At 44.1% G+C, this 18,903-nt stretch carries 19 protein-coding genes; 1 reads left to right on the forward strand and 18 read right to left on the reverse strand.

The features are described 5' to 3' along the window. Nucleotides 1-15: 15 nt before the first annotated feature. The 3 genes from ABFW99_RS12915 to ABFW99_RS12925 all read right to left on the reverse strand — a co-directional run bounded on the left by ABFW99_RS12915 (nt 16) and on the right by ABFW99_RS12925 (nt 2,902). Nucleotides 16-1,011 carry a polyprenyl synthetase family protein gene (locus ABFW99_RS12915; protein ID WP_349353772.1) on the reverse strand — a complete coding sequence of 332 codons (996 nt, stop codon included), beginning with the start codon at nt 1,009-1,011 and terminating at the stop codon, nt 16-18. 74 nt (nt 1,012-1,085) lie between these two features. Beyond that, entirely contained in the window at nt 1,086-2,111 is a 1,026-nt protein-coding gene (gene fni, locus ABFW99_RS12920) for a type 2 isopentenyl-diphosphate Delta-isomerase (RefSeq protein WP_349353771.1), read from the reverse strand. A 68-nt stretch (nt 2,112-2,179) separates the two neighbouring features. Beyond that, on the reverse strand, nt 2,180-2,902 hold the full coding sequence (locus ABFW99_RS12925; RefSeq protein ID WP_349353770.1) for an SDR family NAD(P)-dependent oxidoreductase: 723 nt from the start codon (nt 2,900-2,902) through the stop codon (nt 2,180-2,182). 48 nt (nt 2,903-2,950) lie between these two features. Between ABFW99_RS12925 and ABFW99_RS12930 the strand changes: the two genes are divergently transcribed. Further along, complete coding sequence (locus ABFW99_RS12930) at nt 2,951-3,409, forward strand: hypothetical protein (protein WP_349353769.1); 459 nt, start codon at nt 2,951-2,953, stop codon at nt 3,407-3,409. A 49-nt stretch (nt 3,410-3,458) separates the two neighbouring features. Here ABFW99_RS12930 and ABFW99_RS12935 read toward each other — a convergent pair whose 3' ends face one another. From ABFW99_RS12935 to ABFW99_RS13005, 15 genes are all read right to left on the reverse strand, one after another. Continuing rightward, on the reverse strand, nt 3,459-3,968 hold the full coding sequence (locus ABFW99_RS12935) for a DUF2480 family protein (RefSeq protein WP_349353768.1): 510 nt from the start codon (nt 3,966-3,968) through the stop codon (nt 3,459-3,461). Nucleotides 3,969-4,045: 77 nt separating this feature from the next. Further along, complete coding sequence (locus ABFW99_RS12940) at nt 4,046-4,384, reverse strand: HesB/IscA family protein (protein ID WP_255135610.1); 339 nt, start codon at nt 4,382-4,384, stop codon at nt 4,046-4,048. A gap of 18 nt (nt 4,385-4,402) precedes the next feature. Further along, complete coding sequence (locus ABFW99_RS12945) at nt 4,403-4,954, reverse strand: NifU family protein (protein WP_349353767.1); 552 nt, start codon at nt 4,952-4,954, stop codon at nt 4,403-4,405. Nucleotides 4,955-4,972: 18 nt separating this feature from the next. Then, nucleotides 4,973-6,223, reverse strand: coding sequence for an aminotransferase class V-fold PLP-dependent enzyme (locus tag ABFW99_RS12950; protein ID WP_349353766.1), 1,251 nt, complete (start codon nt 6,221-6,223; stop codon nt 4,973-4,975). Nucleotides 6,224-6,308: 85 nt separating this feature from the next. Next, nucleotides 6,309-7,646: a Fe-S cluster assembly protein SufD gene (gene sufD, locus ABFW99_RS12955; RefSeq protein WP_349353765.1), complete on the reverse strand. Its 1,338-nt coding sequence runs from the start codon at nt 7,644-7,646 to the stop codon at nt 6,309-6,311. Further along, nucleotides 7,646-8,419: a Fe-S cluster assembly ATPase SufC gene (sufC, locus tag ABFW99_RS12960; protein WP_349353764.1), complete on the reverse strand. Its 774-nt coding sequence runs from the start codon at nt 8,417-8,419 to the stop codon at nt 7,646-7,648. Before sufC ends, sufD begins: the two co-directional genes overlap by 1 nt. 123 nt (nt 8,420-8,542) lie before the next feature. Continuing rightward, nucleotides 8,543-9,985, reverse strand: a complete 1,443-nt coding sequence (gene sufB, locus ABFW99_RS12965; protein WP_349353763.1) for a Fe-S cluster assembly protein SufB — start codon at nt 9,983-9,985, stop codon at nt 8,543-8,545. Between the two features lie 486 nt (nt 9,986-10,471). Beyond that, a complete protein-coding gene (gene pta / locus ABFW99_RS12970; protein WP_349353762.1) occupies nt 10,472-11,422 on the reverse strand; it encodes a phosphate acetyltransferase in 951 nt (316 codons plus the stop codon). Further along, a complete protein-coding gene (locus tag ABFW99_RS12975) occupies nt 11,422-12,285 on the reverse strand; it encodes a hypothetical protein (RefSeq protein WP_349353761.1) in 864 nt (287 codons plus the stop codon). The genes pta and ABFW99_RS12975 overlap by 1 nt, the downstream gene beginning before the upstream one ends. Further along, nucleotides 12,285-14,018 carry a caspase family protein gene (locus tag ABFW99_RS12980; RefSeq protein ID WP_349353760.1) on the reverse strand — a complete coding sequence of 578 codons (1,734 nt, stop codon included), beginning with the start codon at nt 14,016-14,018 and terminating at the stop codon, nt 12,285-12,287. The genes ABFW99_RS12975 and ABFW99_RS12980 overlap by 1 nt, the downstream gene beginning before the upstream one ends. After that, nucleotides 14,009-15,226, reverse strand: a complete 1,218-nt coding sequence (locus ABFW99_RS12985) for an acetate/propionate family kinase (protein ID WP_349353759.1) — start codon at nt 15,224-15,226, stop codon at nt 14,009-14,011. Before ABFW99_RS12985 ends, ABFW99_RS12980 begins: the two co-directional genes overlap by 10 nt. Before the next feature lie 7 nt (nt 15,227-15,233). Beyond that, a complete protein-coding gene (locus ABFW99_RS12990; RefSeq protein WP_349353758.1) occupies nt 15,234-16,472 on the reverse strand; it encodes a hypothetical protein in 1,239 nt (412 codons plus the stop codon). Beyond that, the gene (locus tag ABFW99_RS12995; RefSeq protein WP_349353757.1) at nt 16,451-16,909 is read right to left on the reverse strand and encodes an NUDIX domain-containing protein; all 459 of its coding nucleotides are present in this window, start codon (nt 16,907-16,909) and stop codon (nt 16,451-16,453) included. The genes ABFW99_RS12990 and ABFW99_RS12995 overlap by 22 nt, the downstream gene beginning before the upstream one ends. A 16-nt stretch (nt 16,910-16,925) precedes the next feature. Continuing rightward, nucleotides 16,926-17,399 carry a transcription elongation factor GreA gene (gene greA, locus ABFW99_RS13000; RefSeq protein WP_349353756.1) on the reverse strand — a complete coding sequence of 158 codons (474 nt, stop codon included), beginning with the start codon at nt 17,397-17,399 and terminating at the stop codon, nt 16,926-16,928. A gap of 228 nt (nt 17,400-17,627) precedes the next feature. After that, nucleotides 17,628-18,863 (reverse strand): TCR/Tet family MFS transporter, encoded by a 1,236-nt coding sequence (locus ABFW99_RS13005; protein ID WP_349353755.1) that lies wholly within the window; start codon nt 18,861-18,863, stop codon nt 17,628-17,630. Nucleotides 18,864-18,903 lie beyond the last annotated feature (40 nt).

Below are 18,903 nucleotides of genomic sequence, written 5' to 3' on the forward strand. Positions count from 1 at the left end.
TATAATTTTTGTGATTTAGTGGTCACGATTCTGTAAGAAGATAAGAAGTTTTTCAAGCTCTTGTTTATAATCAGAAGATTCAAATTTATTTAGTAACTGAAACGCTTTTTTATAATGCTGATCAATTTCGGCGGCAACATCATCCAATACGTCCAGGTCCGACATAATACCCAGAACTTCATCCACACGTTCCGGAGCCGGGTTTTCAGCATCCAGCGTTTCCTGTATGGTTGATGACTGTTCATCATTCGCCCGTTCTAACGCAAGGATGGTAAGATATGTTTTCTTTCCTTCAAAAATATCTCCGCCCGGACGTTTACCAAACTTTTCCGGATCGGCGGTAGCATCCAGTAAGTCATCCTGAATTTGAAAGGCAATACCCATTTCATAACCCAGTTCAGCCAGCTCTTCCCTCTTCCCGGATGTAGCATGTGCTGAGATTGCTCCCAACTCCAAAGCTCCGCTGAGTAAAGCCGCTGTTTTGCCCGCTATCATCTCCAGGTACTCGTTATGATTTACCTCATTACGATCAACGAATTCCATATCCAGAGCCTGTCCCTCGCAAACCGTTACAATTGCTTTGGAGAATACCTTATGAATGGCAGCAAATTCAGCTTTTGTGAAACTGTCGTTCTCACCGTAATAACTGAGCTGCTGGTAAGCATCGGCAAACATCACATCACCGGAAAGAATAGCTATGTTTTCATTCCATTTCTTAAAAACGCTGGGTTCACCCCGGCGAGTATCGGCACTGTCCATGATGTCGTCATGGACAAGGGTGAAGTTGTGAAGTATTTCCACAGAGAGAGCGGCAGGTAGGGCATCATTCAAATCACCGCCACATAATCCGTTAGCAAGCAAGGTGAGCATAGGCCGGATTCGCTTTCCTCCAACCGATAGCGCATACCGGTAAGGGTGGTAAAGAGTTTGGGGATGATCCGGAAGACTAAGGTCTTTTAGTCCGGCTTCAATCTTTTCCAGTAATTGCTGTTGGAGGTTGCTGTTGCTCAATGCTCTTTTTGTAGATGAATGAACGGAATATAAGGAATTTAAGGGACGATGTTAGTTATCAATCGCCCGGATCTCTATTTCATTTCCTGAAGATGAGAAGCCGATAATTCCTGTACATTTTTGCATCCAAGTAACGTCAGGATGGTTTTTAAATCCTGTTTCCATTGGCTCAAAAGCTTTTCAAGACCGGTGTATTCATCGTTCTTTATTGCTTTGATGACCGGTTGGGCCGTTGCAGCAAAATGCGCTCCCAAACACAACGACTTTGCCATATCAAAAGCTGAACGGATGCCGCCCGATGCAATGATTTCAAAACTTCGCTCCCATTCCAGCTTACTGAGCTGCTGAATGCATTCCACCGTTGGGATACCCCATTCATCAAAGCCATGATTGGCGGTTTGATTGGAGGAACGGAAGTTCTCGACTTTAGCCCAGCTGGTTCCTCCTGCTCCGGCAACATCAATTACATTCACCCCAACATTGAGCAATCTTCGGGCTGTGTGCTCAGAGATGCCCGCTCCTGTTTCTTTAATTATTACGGGCAATTCGGTGTCCTTAACCAGCTGCTCTATTCCATCCAGAATCCCTCTGAAGTCACGATCTCCTTCCGGCTGCATTAATTCCTGAAGTGGATTCAGATGAACAATAATAGCGTTAGACTCAATTGAGTCTGTTAATCGGGTAATTGATTTATTTTCAAGGCCACCAATAAGTTGCGCGCCTCCAATATTGGAACAAATAAAAGCATTGGGTGCTTTTTTACGAACTATTGAAAAGGTATCGGTTAGGGATTCATCCTCCAGCATAGCCCGCTGACTCCCAACCCCAAAGGGCAGATTTTCAGCTTCACAAAACTCGGCTATGATTGCGTTAACCGGTCCTGCTTCGGAATACCCTCCCGTCATGGAAGAAATAAAAAGGGGCATGCTAAAGCTTCGACCCAGCAGAGTTGCTTCAGTAGTCACCTCATCGGAATTCACTTCCGGAAGTGCGTTATGAATAAAGCGGTAGCGTTCAAATCCGGAAGGCTGATCGTATTGTGTGCCTTCGGTTACGGTAAGCTCAACGTGGTCTTTTTTTCGGTCTCTGATGTCTGTCATGCCAGAAATTCCAAAAAACAAGCACCAAATCCCAATAATTTTGATCATTGGATTTTGGCACTTGGAAATTAAACAAGGTAACTGCCGCTATTAATATGAAAAGTCTGTCCAGTTGCATGCTTAAGCTTTCCTGAGGCCAGCAGACTAGCTATTTCTGCAATTTGTTCCGGCGGAGCAATGGAATCCAGGGCTAGGTCTTTAGTCAAATAATCTTCCCCATACACTTCGATAGAGCCCTGAGCCATATCGGTGTTTACAAAACCCGGGGCGATGGTATAAGCCGTAATACCATGCTTTCCAAAACTTCGGGCGATACTTTTGGTGAGAGCGGTCATCCCCCCTTTACTGGCGGCATAGCTGGCGTACTCCTGGGTATCTCCTCTTGTACCCGCCCGGGATGAAATATTGATAAGCCTCCCTTCAATGCCGGCTTTCTTCCAGGCATTAAGCGCCCATTTGGAAATGAGTCCGGCCGAGCGAAGATTAACCTGCATCGTCAAATCCCAGTTGGCAAGCCATTCTTCATCAGAGATATCAAAGTCAGCTTCTGCAAACATCCCCGCGTTGTTGATAAGTACTTCAGGGATTTCATCTTCCTGAAATACTTCCTTTAGCTTTTCAACTTCCTCAGGCTTGGATAAATCACAGGCTATGTGTCGGTAGTGTTCGTTATTCGGAAAAGCGTGATCCGTTGATCGGGAGGTTCCAATGACCTGGAGCCTTTCATCCAATAACTTTTGGGCAATGGATTTTCCTATTCCGCGGGAGGTGCCTGTAACTATTGTTTTCATTTAGTTTTATTAATGATAGATTTCCAATGAATTAACGGATTATCATCCATGAGTGAAAATAGAATCAAGTTAGCCGATCCTTCTAAAGGCAAAAACATTACGAAATATATTTTATCCGGACTGTTCTTATTTATGTACCCTGTCCTGATGGTACTGCTTGCCGATGAGCTAACATGGGGTAGCTTAAATCCCTTTTCAGGCAAATTAATGTATGGACTCTTTTTATTAATGGGCTCCCTATTTCTCATGTCTGGTATGATCTTACACTGGAAACAAAATTTCCAATTTATTTCATTTTCAGAAAACAGTATCAAATTCAGAGATAACAGCCTTAATGTCGAAAAATTTAACTATTCAGATATACTAAAAGTTGAAGAAGGCTCTACCTCTGCTACCTTTTATTTGATAGATGGAAGGAAGAAAATCCTGAATTTTGGACAAGCCTCAAATCAAAACAAAGAAACCATCAATGAAGAGCTTAATAAGTTGGCATCGAGATACAACTGATGTTAAATGAAAAGTTCAAAAATCAGCTTAATCAGCTAAATCTGTGATCTTACTTCCTCCAAACGGGCACATTGGAGCAGGCTTCCCCGTACATAATCTTTTTAGCTCTCTTCATGAGCTTATTGGTAGCCAGCATGTAAATAGAATCGGGAACATGTACTTTCCCACAACCTTTCAGTAGTACAAACTTATCTTCATATTGGTCCCAGTCATACTTATCCAGCTTTCTTTGGTATAGCTGGTGTTGGAATGCTTCTTTTCTCCCCTTAAATACTTCTTTGGCAAATTCAGAGGCATAAGAAGTAATCAGCATCCAGGCCCACGGAGCAATGATGGCATCGGTGCTGCAATACACCGTCAGGTATTTTCCTTCATATTGCGACCAGTCGAATTCTTTGATCTGCTCCCGGAAGTCTTTCTCCTTGAGCATCAATTCCTGAAATAAGAACTGCTTGATATCCAGCTCTTCGATGGGCGTATCGTCGTGGAATTGCTGCAAATCCAGCGTAACCAGCTTGGTATTCTGCTGAACCCGGTTTACAATAGTTTCTTCTGACATGTGGAAATGTTGGATTCTAATTGCTAAATGTTAAATGCTTGTAGAGTCATGTAACATTTAGCAATAAACATTTAAAATTAAATAGAGAAAGATTCTCCGCAGGAACAGGTACGCGAAGCATTCGGATTTTTGAAATGAAAACCTTGTCCGTTCAGTCCTTCGGTGTAATCAAGTTCAGTTCCCGCCAGGTAAAGAAAACTGCGCATGTCGACCAGCACTTTCAGCCCGTCAACATCAAAGATTTTATCATTTTCCTCCGGCTGAACATCGGAATTGAATTCGAGATCGTAAGTCAATCCGGAGCAGCCTCCGCTTACAACGCCAACTCGAAGGTATGCATCGTCCGGTACGTTTTGCTCCTTACGAATCAAATTAATCCGTTCAGTGGCTCTGTCTGTAATGGAAAGCTCTTCCATAATACTGATTTCCTTGTTTTAGACTGAAACAACCTGAATTTCCGGGTCAATGCGCTTCACCATGCTTTCGATGGCATACAGTGTCCCGGTTGTAGCTGTTGGGCAGGTTCCGCAAGCTCCCTGATAGTGAACCTTAAGGCGGTTAGATTCCAGACCCAATACCTTGAGCCCGCCTCCGTCGGCCAGCAAATAAGGACGAACCTGCTCGTCCAGCATGCGGTTGATTTCCTGAAGGCGTGGGTCATCTGATTCCTGAGCTTCTTTACTTACATGAACTTCAGAATCATCTTCGTTATAATCCGTTGCTTCAGCCTCACGAATCGGAGGTGCCAGCTTTCGAAGTAATTCAGACCAAACGGCTTTCCCGTCCTGGGTAACGGTGATGTACTTATCTACATAGTACACATTAATCACGTTATCGATTGCAAACAGTGCCGATGCCAGTTCATCGCCTTCAGCTTCAGCCGCATTCTCGAACGAACGGGTGGTACCGTTGGTCAGCGGTTCAGCCAATACAAAGCGCATGGCATCAGGGTTCGGTGTGCGTTCTATTTCTTTAATTTTTGCCATCTCGATTCTCGTTTGTTTTTAGAAAAATTCTTTTACGTATTTGATTCCTTCCACTAAGCGGTCAATATCCTCTTTATTATTGTAGAAGGAAATAGATGCACGTGCAGTGCCCGGAATATTAAAATGATCCATAATGGGCTGTGCACAATGATGTCCGGTTCGTACGGCAATTCCTTTTTGATCCAGTATGGTACCTGCATCGGTTGGGTGAATACCCTCCAGTAAAAACGAAATTACAGACGCCTTACTCTTTGCTGTACCGACGATTTTAAGTCCGTCTATCTTACTCAGTTCGTCCGTGGCATAATCCAGTAATTCCTGTTCACGGGCGGCGATGTTCTCCATTCCGACTTCATTCAGGAAGTCGATAGTTTCAGCAAAACCAACTCCGGCTGCAATAGGTGGAGTACCAGCTTCGAACTTATGCGGCAGGTCGTTCCAGGTGGTTTTTTCAAAAGTCACTTTATCGATCATGTCGCCACCCCCACGATACGGAGGCATGTCTTCGAGCAGTTCTTTCTTGCCATATAAAATGCCGAAGCCGGTTGGGCCACACATTTTATGAGCAGAAAAAGCGTAGAAGTCAGCGTCGAGTTTCTGTACATCCACAACAGCATGAGGAACAGCCTGTGCTCCATCAATTAATACCGGAATGTCTTTGGCGTGAGCCGCCTCTATGATTTCTTCCACCGGATTAACCGTTCCCAAAGCATTCGATACATGAAGAACTCCTACCATTTTGGTTCTGTCTGAAAGCAGGTTGTGAAACTCTTCCATCACCAATTCGCCTTCATCCGTCATCGGAATGACTTTGATCTTGGCTCCCGTTTCTTCTGCCACCATTTGCCACGGCACAATATTAGCGTGATGCTCCATTGCCGAAAGAATGATTTCATCTCCTTCCCGGAAATGCTTTCGCCCGTAGCTGTTGGCTACCAGATTAATGGAGTCGGTGGTTCCGGTGGTGTAAATGATTTCTTCCAGATGACGGGCATTGATGAAATCTTTTACTTTCGTTCGTGCAGCTTCATAGGCATCGGTTCCCTCCTGACTCAGCGTATGGATTCCCCGATGCACATTAGCATGCTCGTTGGAGTGGTAAGCGTTAATACGATCAATCACACGCTGTGGCATCTGGCTGGAAGCACCGTTATCGAGATACACCAAAGGATTCCCCTTGATTTCCCGCTTAAGCACAGGAAATTGGTTGCGGATGGCTTGCCAATCCGTAGTTAATGTGGCGGTATCTTGTTTCAGTGCTTCTTCCATTTTCAAAATAATCTGCTGGGTACGCTAACCTGCTTGGTTACCCATTACGCTCCGACGCAGAGCATCGGAGCGAGTTGTGTAATAATTATTCCTCCACCGAAACAAACTCTTCGTCTCGGCTGGTGAATTTAACTACTTCGTCTAATAATAATTTATGCACTGATTCCACTTCCATGCTCTCTATACTTTCGAGCGTAAAAGCGTAAACCAGTAACTCACGTGCTTTCTTCTTGGTTAAACCACGACTATGCAGGTAAAACACCTCGTCTTCGTTCAGGTGGCCGATTGTTGCACCGTGCGAGCACAATACATCATCTGAAAAGATTTCCAGCTGTGGCTTAGTGTGAACGGTTCCATCAATGGATAACAACAGGTTTCGGTTTTCCTGGAACGAGTCAATTTTTTGAGAATCTTCCCGTACAAAAATCTTACCGTTGAAGATGGAATGCGCTTTGTCATTCACGACCACTTTGTGCAGCTGGTGACTTTTCGCATGCCAGTGCCGGTGATCAATAGCAGAATGCGTATCGGCAATCTGATCGCCATCAATCAGCACAAGGCCGTCGATGGTGAAATCAACTTCTTCATCATTCTGAACAACCCGCGGGTCGTTTCTGAACAACTTTGCACCCAAACAAATAGTGTATGAGTGGTATTCCGCATATTTATCAAGGTGAGCAATCGGGCGGGAAATATGATTCGCCTTCTTACTGTCGCGCTGAATACGTGCATGGTGAACATGAGCTCCTTCAAACAGCTTAAACTCATTCACCGTCACGTTCAGGTATTCATTCTGAACCAGTGCCACATGCTCTTCAACAATCGTTGATTTGGAATAAGCCTCTCCCACAAATAGAACACGTGGTGTAGCATAAAAGGCTTTTTCAGCGTCTGTGAATACATTCAGGATATGAATCGGGGCTTCTACTTTCGTCTCTTTTGGAACATAAATGAAAGCACCGTCTTTGAAATTGGCATCATTCAATGCAGCAAAAACATCCTGATCATCATCGTAAGTAGTGTATGCACCTAAATGTTTTTCGATGATTTCAGAATCACCGTTTTCTGCCAGTGTACCAACAATTACATTTTCAGGAATATCAGAAGTTGAAGACAGATCGGCATCAAATTCACCGTTTACAAACACCAATCGACTATTCGTCGCTTCCGGCAGATAATACTCACTGATATCTCCGGGCGAAACTGCCCCGGCTTCTGATACCGGCACAAAATGACTACGGCTGATGGATTTAAGGTCGGTAAAACGCCAGTCTTCGTCTTTCTTGGTTGGAAACGGGAATTCAGAAATATTCCCTGCACCTTTCTCATTCAATCCGGCAATAGCTGAAACGTTGGATACTGTTTCAAAGTTACCGTCCAGAAAGTCTAAAATGGTTTCTTTTTCTTTTACTGCTACACTCATTACTGAGCCTCTCCGTTTAGGGAAAATTCTTTTTCTAACCAGTCGTAACCTTGTTCTTCAAGATCAAGTGCCAGGTTTTTATCTCCTGATTTCACAATCTTGCCGCCCATCATCACATGTACGTAATCCGGAGTGATGTAATTCAGCAGACGCTGGTAGTGTGTAATCAGAACGATTCCATTTTCAGGTCCGGAAATTTTATTGATACCGTCCGATACAATTTTCAATGCATCGATATCAAGACCTGAATCGGTTTCATCCATAAAGGCCAGCTTTGGATTCAGCACAGCCATCTGGAATACCTCATTCTTCTTCTTCTCACCACCAGAAAATCCGGTATTGATACTTCGCTCGAGGAATTCATCTTTCATATCGATGACTTCGAGGCGACTTTTCAGATAATCCTCAAATTCGATCGGGTCAAGTTCTTCCCGGCCGTTTTCACGGGCTATTGTGTTGTAAGATTCACGAAGAAGGGTTTTGTTGGTAATACCCGGAACTTCCACCGGATACTGAAATGCCAGAAACAGCCCAAGGTGAGCTCGTTCATCGGCATCCATTTCGGTGATATCTTCTCCTTCAAATAAGATTTCACCATCGGTCACTTCATACTCCGGGTGACCCGATACAACTTTGGCCAGCGTACTCTTCCCGCTGCCGTTCGGCCCCATGATAGCATGGATTTCACCTTTGTTAATCTTCAGGTTCACACCCTTCAGAATCTGTTCTTCTTCGCCTTCTACTGAGGCATGTAAATTTTTGATCTCTAACACGTTATCGTTCTTTTCTTTTTTGATTTAAGTTCTTCGAAATAAATGTTGAATGCTAAATTTTTAATGTTAAATAGAACTGAAATTTTAATCTATTTAACATTCATCATTCAACATTTAAAATTCTTACCCTACACTACCTTCCAGCTTCACATCCAGTAAAGCATTGGCTTCGGTAGCAAATTCAAGCGGCAGTTCTTTCAGTACTTCTTTCACAAATCCATTAATGATCATGGAAATGGCATCCTGCTCACTGATTCCTCGCTGCATCAGGTAAAATATCTGCTCTTCCCCTACTCGTGATGTCGAAGCTTCGTGCTCCACACTTGCAGTCGGGTTTTGAGAAGAGATATACGGGAATGTGTGTGCACCACAAGTCTGCCCGATTAACATCGAGTCACAAACTGAGTAATTACGGGCGCCATCCGCCTTCTTGGAGATTTTCACCTCACCCCGGTAACTGTTTTGTGAATTACCGGCAGAAATACCTTTCGAAATAATGGTACTCTTGGTGTTTTTACCGATATGAATCATTTTGGTACCGGTATCGGCCTGCTGGCGCTTATTGGTTACCGCAACGGAGTAAAACTCACCAATGGAGTTATCACCCTGCAGAATCACACTTGGATACTTAAGTGTTACTGCTGAACCTGTTTCCAGCTGCGTCCAGGAAATCTTGGAATTCTTACCGCGGCAGGCTCCACGTTTGGTTACAAAGTTGTAAATCCCGCCTTTCCCCTCTTCGTCACCGGCGTACCAGTTTTGGATAGTCGAATATTTGATCTCGGCATTATCCATTGCCACTAACTCAACTACGGCAGCGTGCAGCTGATGCTCATCATACATCGGAGCTGTGCAACCTTCAAGATAGCTTACATGCGAATTGTCTTCAGCAATGATAAGCGTACGCTCAAACTGACCGGAATTCATGTTGTTGATCCGGAAATACGTTGAGAGCTCCATCGGGCAAATGGTATCTTTCGGCACGTAGCAGAAAGATCCGTCCGAAAATACGGCAGAGTTTAGAGCTGCGTAGAAGTTATCACGAGCGGGAACAACGGACCCCATGTACTTCTTAACCAATTCGGGGTGATTTTTAACCGCTTCCGATATGGAGCAGAAAATCACACCGGCTTCAGCAAGCTTTTCCTTGAACGTTGTAAAAATGGAAACACTGTCAAAAACAGCATCCACAGCAACACCGGAAAGCATTTTCTGCTCTTCCAATGGAATACCCAGTTTATCGTAAGTCTCACGGATTTTGGGATCTACTTCATCCAGACTGTCGAGTTTGGGTTTATTCTTGGGAGCTGAGTAATATTGAAGTTCATCAAATTTTGGCTTCTCATATTCAGCATTGAACCAGTCCGGTTCTTCCATTTCGGTCCATGCCCGATAAGCCTTCAAACGGAACTCAAGCATCCACTCCGGCTCTTCTTTTCGAGCAGAGAGTTCGCGGATGATATCTTCGTTAAGTCCCTTGGGAAAATCTTCGTATTCAACATCGGTGGAAAAGCCATATTTGTACTCTTCCCCAATCATTGACTCTAACGCTTGCGTTTCGCTCATTAGTTATATGGTCTTAAAAATTTTGCTTCTTGATTCCGCCTGAAAAACAACCTTTTTCAAGTTTAAGTTCGCTGTTTTGCAGGCCTATTTAGATCGAGTACAAATATACGAAATCTCCCTTTCTTAACTAAATCTGAAATGATTGAGAATCTCTATTGAATGAATAGGTTTGAAAAGGTAAGTAATTGCGAGCCAAACGTTGAAAAGTGCGGTGTATGTTCCTACTGGTTCCGCCGATCTGCTGCAGAACCCAACCCCGAGGCTCTGCCTCGGATAAAGTTTGGATGAATTAGTGAAGGTGAGAGGCCGAATTTGATGCAGAGCCTCGATGGGGTGTTACGGAGCGGAGCACCGTAACAAGAATAAGCGCCTGCCGGCTGTTTAGTTAGGATGAATCATTGCCATGATGTTTGTTATACCTCAGAGTAATCAAGGCAATCCGCCAATCCCATAAATCAAGGTTCAAAAATAATTAACCACGATTAATCACTCCCCCATCAAACTGCAAACGCAGGCAGTGTTGACGATATCTTCCCAGGAGCATCCACGGGATAAATCCATCATAGGTTTAGCAAGCCCCTGAATAATGGGGCCGGTGGCTGAGGCTCCGGCCAGTCGCTCCGTAATTTTATAGGCGATATTCCCGGCATCCAGGTTGGGGAATATGAATACATTTGCTTTGCCGGCCACTTCAGAATCGGGAGCTTTTCTTTTAGCGATGTCCGGGATGATGGAAGCGTCAAACTGCAGTTCCCCGTCAACAGGAAAGTCGAGGTTGTGAGACTTTACGATTTCAAGAGCTTGCCGAACTAAATCGATGCGTTCGTGCTCAGCACTTCCCTTAGTTGAAAAGGAAAGCATGGATACCCGCGGATCTTCTCCGGTTACTTTCTTGTGGGTTTGAGCGGAATCCATGGCGATAGTTGCGAGCTGTTCCGCATTCGGATAAGGGACCACGGCACAATCCCCGTAAGTAAACACCCGGCCATCATCAAAGCTCATCAGGAATACACTGGATACAACATTGGAGCCTGTTTTAAGCCCTATGGTTTGTATGGCTGCCCGCAATACATCTCCGGTGGTAGATACAGAACCGGCTACGCATCCATCTGCATCGCCGGCAGCAACCATAGCTGCTGCAAAAAACAGCGGATCTTTAATGACTTCAATAGCTTCGGCTTCCGTTAAGCCTTTGTGTTTTCGTCGCTCAAAAAAAGAGAGGGCATATTTTTTGAGATTCTCATCCGATACAGGATCTATGAAATCAAGCCCTTCAGGAATACCGGCTCCCTCGTTTTGAATCAAAATCGGTTTTGCGAGTCTGTTTTCCTGCAGGTATTCCGCCGCTTTAATTACACGCTCGTCCGAAGAACGGGGAAAAACGATTGTTTTCAACGATGCTTTTGCCCGACTTCGAATATCTTTGATAATGTCCATTATCCTACCAATAATATGATTGAAATTACGGCAACGGCCAGTCCTGACCATTGCTTAACCGAGGGCTTATCTTTCCAGATTCCGATGCCAATTAAAGTACCTAAAACAACCAGGCTCACATTCACCAGCGGGAACACGATGGAACCGGGCATGAGTTTTAGGGCATAAATCAGGAATATGGAGGAGTAGAGATTCACGACTCCGGTTGCTATACCATACACGATTTCTGTGAAGGTAAAATTAATCTCTTTTCTTTTTAAAAGGATTCCTACTCCCACTAAAAAGGAAATAAAGAAGATTCCTGATACAAAAAGATCTTCTGATAACTGTTCCGAAAACACTTGTTCATACACTTTCAGTCCGGTATCAGCCATCCCGGTCATAATAAAAATTAATACCGGCAACCAGGCATCAGAAAAACCGGAAATGCTTTTCGTTTTGATACGAGGCACCATCAGCAATAAAGAACCCAATGCAAGGGCTATACCGATGTACTTTAATCCGCCGATGGCTTCCCCAAATACAAACAAACTTACTGCTATCGGGAAAATCAGTGACATCCGCATGGCGGCGATACTTACTCCCATCCCAACTCTGTCTATAGACCGGCTGTAAACCACCATGTTGGCAATGAAAACAATACCCAGTACTACGGCCAAAATAAGGAGCCAAATTCCGGGTTCCGGTGAGGCCACAGGGAAAGCTCCAAACTCCGTTGAATTGAACAGGCTAATCAAGAAACCGGCAAGGTAATTACAAACCAGAATTTTGAGCACATTCAGTTTCCGGTTTTCGGCCAGTTTAAGAATCTGGGCAATGGTCAGAGAACAGGAAATACTCAGAAAGATGTATAGGAGTCCCATCAGTTCAGAAGCTCAAGCTCTCTGTTTCCAAAAAACAATGGGTTCTGTGGTCGCTCGTATAGGCTTCGGGAGGTAAAGGGCACATTCCGTTCCAGATGGTTAAAAATGGAGTTCATGTTCATATTACGCTGCTTGATGGCCTCTGCCAGATAGTAGGTAAAGATGCTGTGGCGATTTTGTTTTCCATTGGTTGAAGAATAAATACCGGATCGCTGATCGGGACGAGATGCAAAAAATACAGCCGAAGCAAAGTTCTGATCCGTAATTATGGATGCCAGGTTTGCAAGCGCCTGAGTGGAACCGTTTTCATTCAGAATATCCAGATCTGCAAAAACTTTTATGGAATTCAGATCCAGGTTATTGAATGCCCGAAACAGTTTTTGAAGGTCAATAAGCTGCAATTCTCCGTCTTGGTCAAGCTCACTTCCCAGTAAATAAACCTGCCCGTCTATAATTTCAGCATAACCGTTTATATACACATTCAGGTTGTGGCGAGAATCACTGAGGGTTGCAGCCAGGCGGGAATAAGCCCTATTCACCATCAGATCACTGGTGGCATTCATGGCTTTGAAAACACGGGTACTCCGAACTCCAAATCCCTGAATGAAATATTCTTCCATTAGCTTAGCGTCACGCTGCCCGTATATCCGTTCAGAAAGCTCTCCTTCATATTGGTTATTGGACAATATGAATGCTCCTGAGTTGAGTGAACTACGCCCTAAAACCGGAATATTCCTCTCCACATCTATGGAGCCAAAAGGAACATTAGGAATAGCTATCACAGAAAGGTCGGAAGCAAACTCGGATGGCCTCCAGATGGTTCGCACATCATTTGCAGATACCCATGTTTCCGAGATGCCATACAACACTTTATACCAATCCCCTTCTTTAGAAACCAGTTTAAGCTGACTGCCTTCTGCAAGATCCGTTAAAATATTTCCCGGGTTCGATTCCGGCTCGTTACGTAAAGCAGTTATTTGAACATCCACAACCACAAACTGTTCAAAGACGGAAGGCACCGATATTTCTTTTGTCTGAGACAGGGAATCATAAAAAGCCTCAACCACAATATTTTGGGCCGGGGATTCACCGAAAATGCCTGCATCTACTTCTTCAGCCAGATTTATGGAAATACGTCCGCCATTAAAATCCCACTCCTCATTCTCAACCAACACCCGGTTGTTATATGAAATTCGAATACCCGGATTCTCGGTGTTATAGGGTCTGGCATCTGTAGTATCTACCTCTGTGGCAGTTCCGGTTTGCCGTAAAAGCCTGCTCTCTCCCGTTCGGGTTGGTTCACCTACCGGCTTCATATTCATAAAAGACAACCCTGTGAGTAGTGTTCCGGCTCCCATCAGTGCATATCGTTGTTCATCGGTCGGGCGGTCAAGCAGTTGATCAGAAAAGGCAGCATAATAAGAAAGCCCGGCTCCTGCAGCCCCTAACAAAACATATCCGATTCTCGGACGGTATCTTTGAATATAGCGCTCTGTTTTTACCCGCTCTGCATACTCGTAGGTATTAATCGATTTCAGATCAAAATGGATAAGTGGCTGGTTTGGGGAGATACCGTTAGTGCTTTCTAAATAGTACCGTGATTTTACCAACTCATAATCGTTTATATCCAGAGCCTCTTCATCCACCACTATCCAACTGGTACTGGAACATCCCTGAAACAGTACCATTGCAATCAGCACGATGTAAATAAAAGATGATTTCTTTATGCCCATGGTGTTTGTTTTGAAGCGGTGGCAATTTTAGCCGAGTCAATGGCAATCACAAGTTCTTCATTGGTTGGAATAACGTGAACATCAACCTTGGAAGTATCGGAACTGATTTTAGTATCACCATTCAGATTTCCATTCTTTTTACCGTCAATTTCAATTCCGGCATACTGCATGTCTTCCAATATTTTTTCCCTTATCGGAGCTGCATTCTCACCAATACCTCCGGTAAAGATGATAGCATCCACCCCATTCAGTGCAGCAATATACGAACCGATATATTTCTTCACCCGATAGCAAAATACATCGATGGCTTCGTTACTCCGGCGGTCTCCGCTTTCCGCTTCATCCAATAAATCCCGCATGTCGGCTGCATATCCACTGAGTCCTAAAAGTCCGCTGTGTTTATTCAATAATGCATGAACATTGGCGAGAGATAATTCCTCTTTCTCTATGAGGTAGAATAAGATAGAAGGATCAATGTCTCCGCTACGAGTTCCCATTACCAGTCCTTCCAGCGGAGAGAACCCCATGCTGGTGTCAATAGAATTTCCATCTTTAATGGCTGTTACAGAACATCCATTTCCCAAATGACAGGTGATCACTTTGGAACCTTTCTTCGGTTTACCTGAAATTTTGTGATACTGACGGCTCACATAATAATGCGACGTCCCATGAAACCCATACTTCCTGATTTTATAGCGTCGGTAAAGCCGGTTGGGTATACCGTATAAGTAGGCATGTTGCGGTATGGAATGATGAAAGGCGGTATCAAACACAGCCACGTGAGGTACATTGGGCAGGTGTTTCTTGGCGGCTCGTATTCCCTCCAGATTCGGAGGATTATGCAACGGGGCAATGTCAAAAGCCTGCTGAATGGCTTCTTCCACATCTTCATCAATTAATACGGAATCTTTGAAGGTCTCCCCTCCGTGAACAACGCGATGCCCCACAGCCTCAATTTCATCCAGCGATTGCAGGTAATCGTTATCGGCTTCAATCAGCAGCTCCATGATTTTTTTGAGTGCAGCGGCATGATTTTCAATAACCATTGATTTCTTAAGCGGCTTTTCACCCTTAAACTCTTGCTTTATGATGGAAGTAACCGCTCCGATACGCTCCACTAATCCCTTACAGAGGCATTCTCTATTCTCTGTGTTTATGAGCTGATACTTAATGGATGAGCTGCCGCAGTTTATTACAAGGGTTTTCATGGGTGAGTTAAAGTGAGATTACCGCTCCAATACCGATCAAATTACGAAATTTGAAAGACTCTTCTCCGCTCTCAGGATCGGATAACCAAAACGGCACTTCATATCTAAGGGCAAATCCACGGTCTTTGCCCAACCAATCCGGAATATTGATAGAAAATTGGATTCCGATACCCGCATTCGCAACGGTTTCTTCAAAGTCGAGAGATAGATCATCTTCAATTCTGATTCCACTTACTCTTCCGACATCCTGGAATAAGTACGACTTTAGATGAACAAAATCTCCGACCATAGAACGATTAAGCAAGGAGTTAAGAAAGTTGGGAAAAATTAATTCCGTATTCACCGAAAACCCTTTATCAAGAGTGCCTGTATAACTAATGGTATAATCAGTGTTACCGCTCTGTGTTGTAAAGGATGTGGTGTTATACCCTCTGAGATTGAACCCTCCGGCTACCTGAACCAGTCCGTTTTCAAAAAATACATCCGGAATGGTCCCTCTTGCCCTTGTAACCCCGTTATTAAGCCAGGCAATGGGAGCCCGGTTAGCCATGCTGTAATTATATTCAAGGGGAGCATCAGAGCTGACCAAAACCCCAAAGGCTCTGAGATTTAAGCCAAACCCCTTCCCTAATTCCGTAAGATGTTTAACCTCTGCACTTCCAATCGAGAAATTTCCGGAAGCTTTATTTACATTCTGTTGAAACGATAAGTGGGTTTTGAAGGCACCCAAAGCAGTGAACCCACTGGTTCTGAAGGCAACGCCGGCCAGGGTTTTCCAGTCCTTTACCTGAAATGCGTTCAGCCTGTAATCATTATCCGTGGCTTTTTCCTGGAACAAGCTTACCCTTATTTCCTGATATCGCAGTTCATCAAACCCTTTCTGAAAGCGCTTATTAATGGCAAATCCATGACGATTATACCCGGTTCTTATACTGCTAATAAGCTGTATGTTGAATTCCTCTCCAAATTCTGAAAGCGAAGGAATAGGTTCGGTAAATGAAACAAAGTAAGAAACCGGCTGATCAGGGAAATTGGTCCCAAGCCACATTCCGGCATCCAGGCGGTGTGGGCCATCCTGAAAAGTGCCTTCCACATCCCCCAACACTCGCGCTCCAACCCGAATGCCATCCACGCTGTTGTACCAAAGATCGGGAGCAAATTCCAGCTTATAATTGTCGTCCTGAGCAAAAAGCGCTGCGGGAATTAAAACAAAAAGAAAGGCAATTAAGAAATATCGATTATCCACTCTGGAAGTATTTGAAGGAATTGATCGGTTAAAATGTCGTGTGTCATCTTCATGAGTCTTCGCTGTTCCGGCCAGCTTATGTAAGGCTCCACACCTTCAATACTAACCCATTTATATTCAGAATGTTCGTCATCAAGAGAAATTTCTTCATCTCCGCTCAATTCGGCTGCAAAAGCAGGAATTGTATGAACCGTATCTGATTTGGCCTCATAGAACTGATTTACGGATGGGATAGTCCAGAATTTCAGGGGTGTAAGACCTGTTTCCTCTTTGAGTTCCCGAAGGGCTCCCTCCCAGCTTGCCTCCTCATCTAATACTTTTCCGCCCACCATCCGCCATTGCTTTCCATAAATTTTTTTGGACGACCGCTTAAAGATCAGGAAATGAGGTTGCTCTCCCTCCATCTTGTACGGATATACATCAATGAGCTTTTTCATGGGAAGGTATATGGGGTCAGATTTCGATGTTTTTAACTTCCAGTTCAAGCTTACCGGCCGGCACATCCACTTCTACCGTTTCTCCAATTTCACGTCCCATTAAAGCCTGCCCGATCGGTGATTCAACGGAAATTTTACCCGCGGCAAAATCAGCCTCGTTTGGCGAAACAAGCGTATACTTCATTTCTTTGCCCATCTTCTTATTAAGAATGGTAACCGTTGTAAGTACCCGCACTTTAGAAAGATCAAGTTCACTCTTATCAAGAACACGAGCATTGGCGAGGGCATCCTCAAGCTTGGTAATACGGTCTTCCATATGCCCCTGAGCTTCTTTAGCTGCATCATATTCTGCATTTTCGCTTAGATCTCCTTTTGCGCGGGCCTCAGCTATCTCTTCTGCAATCTCTCGTCGTCCACGGGTTTTAAGATCTTTCAATTCCGCTTCCAATTTGTCGTAACCTTCTTGTGTGAGGTATTGAACTTTGCTCATAATCTCTTTTTTGTTCGGTTTCATTAAATAAAAAAAGCCATCTACCACCGGCAGACGCCTTTCTATTTCTGTTCATCAACAGGCCTAAAATAAGATGTTAACGGATGTATATCCATCACTGTTTTTAATATAACAATTCAAACTATCTTTTCTCTGAACTTATATCAATACGCAATCTTAACAGCTCCCCTCTCGTGTATGGATATACACTTATGAGATTTCACTTAGTCAATCTTCTCCATAAACTACCACTTTTTGTTTAATTCCAAGTGAATTAGTAGCCCATATAATAGCACATACCACTAAAACGGCTCCTAGAAAGAAAGGCGCTCCCGGAAAGTAAAAAGGAGCTGCTTCAGAAGTGAAATACCCAAACAAGTTGGTCATCATAGGCGGGCCAAATATAGCTGAAAAGCTGATCAGGCTGGTTAAGGCTCCCTGCAGTTCGCCCTGTGCATTCTGTGGCACTTCATTTGATATAATACCCTGCAAGGCCGGTGTGGCAAGTCCGCCAACACAAAACGGAAGAATTACTGCGAACATCATCCATCCCTGATTGGCAAAAGCAAAACCCAGAAAACCAAGTACATACATCACCAGTCCGAAATATACTGTTCGATTGTTGCCGAGTTTAGGTATCGCTACTTTAATTAACCCTCCCTGTACGGCCACCACCGAAAGGCCTACCACGCCTAATGAAAGCCCGACCGTCATTTCACTCCAACTGAACTTCTCCATGGTGAAGTATGTCCACGTACTTTGTGTGGCATGATTGGCGACATATACCAAAAAGAACACACCAACCAGACTGGAGATTTTAGGGTATTTCTTTATTTGCTTGAGAGCCCCGAATGGATTGGCACGAGACCAGTCGAAAGGGCGGCGATTTTCTTTAGAAAGGGATTCAGGTAGCACAAAGTATCCATACATCATATTGACTAAAACCAACCCTGCTGCCGCAAAAAACGGAATTCTGGCTCCGTATTCGCCTAAAATACCTCCCACAGAGGGACCAATAATAAACCCTAATCCAAACGCTGCACCGATGAGTCCGAAATCCTGAGATCTTCTTTCTGGCGGACTGATATCCGCAATATATGCACTGGCTGTGGTGTAGCTTGCACCTGTAATTCCGGATATAAATCGCCCAATAAATAACCATATAATGGTAGGGGCGAATCCAAGTAAGATGTAATCAAGGCCGAATCCTAAAAGTGAAAACAACAACACGGGCCTTCGTCCAAATCGATCGCTTAACCCACCTATCACCGGAGCAAACAAAAACTGCGTCGCTGCATAGGTAAACGTAATCCATCCGGCATACAATGAAGCTTCGCTAAGTCCATCCCCGGTAAGTTCCATGATTAGAGCCGGCATTACCGGTATAATGATACCCAGGCCTATTACATCCACCAATACCGTAATAAAAATGAAGATGAGCGCTGCGCTTCTCTTTTGTTTCATGAATTAATGCAATGATGCCTGAACAATGATATTTTGTCCG

The organism is Gracilimonas sp. BCB1, from assembly GCF_040117685.2.
GTDB lineage: Bacteria > Bacteroidota > Rhodothermia > Balneolales > Balneolaceae > Gracilimonas.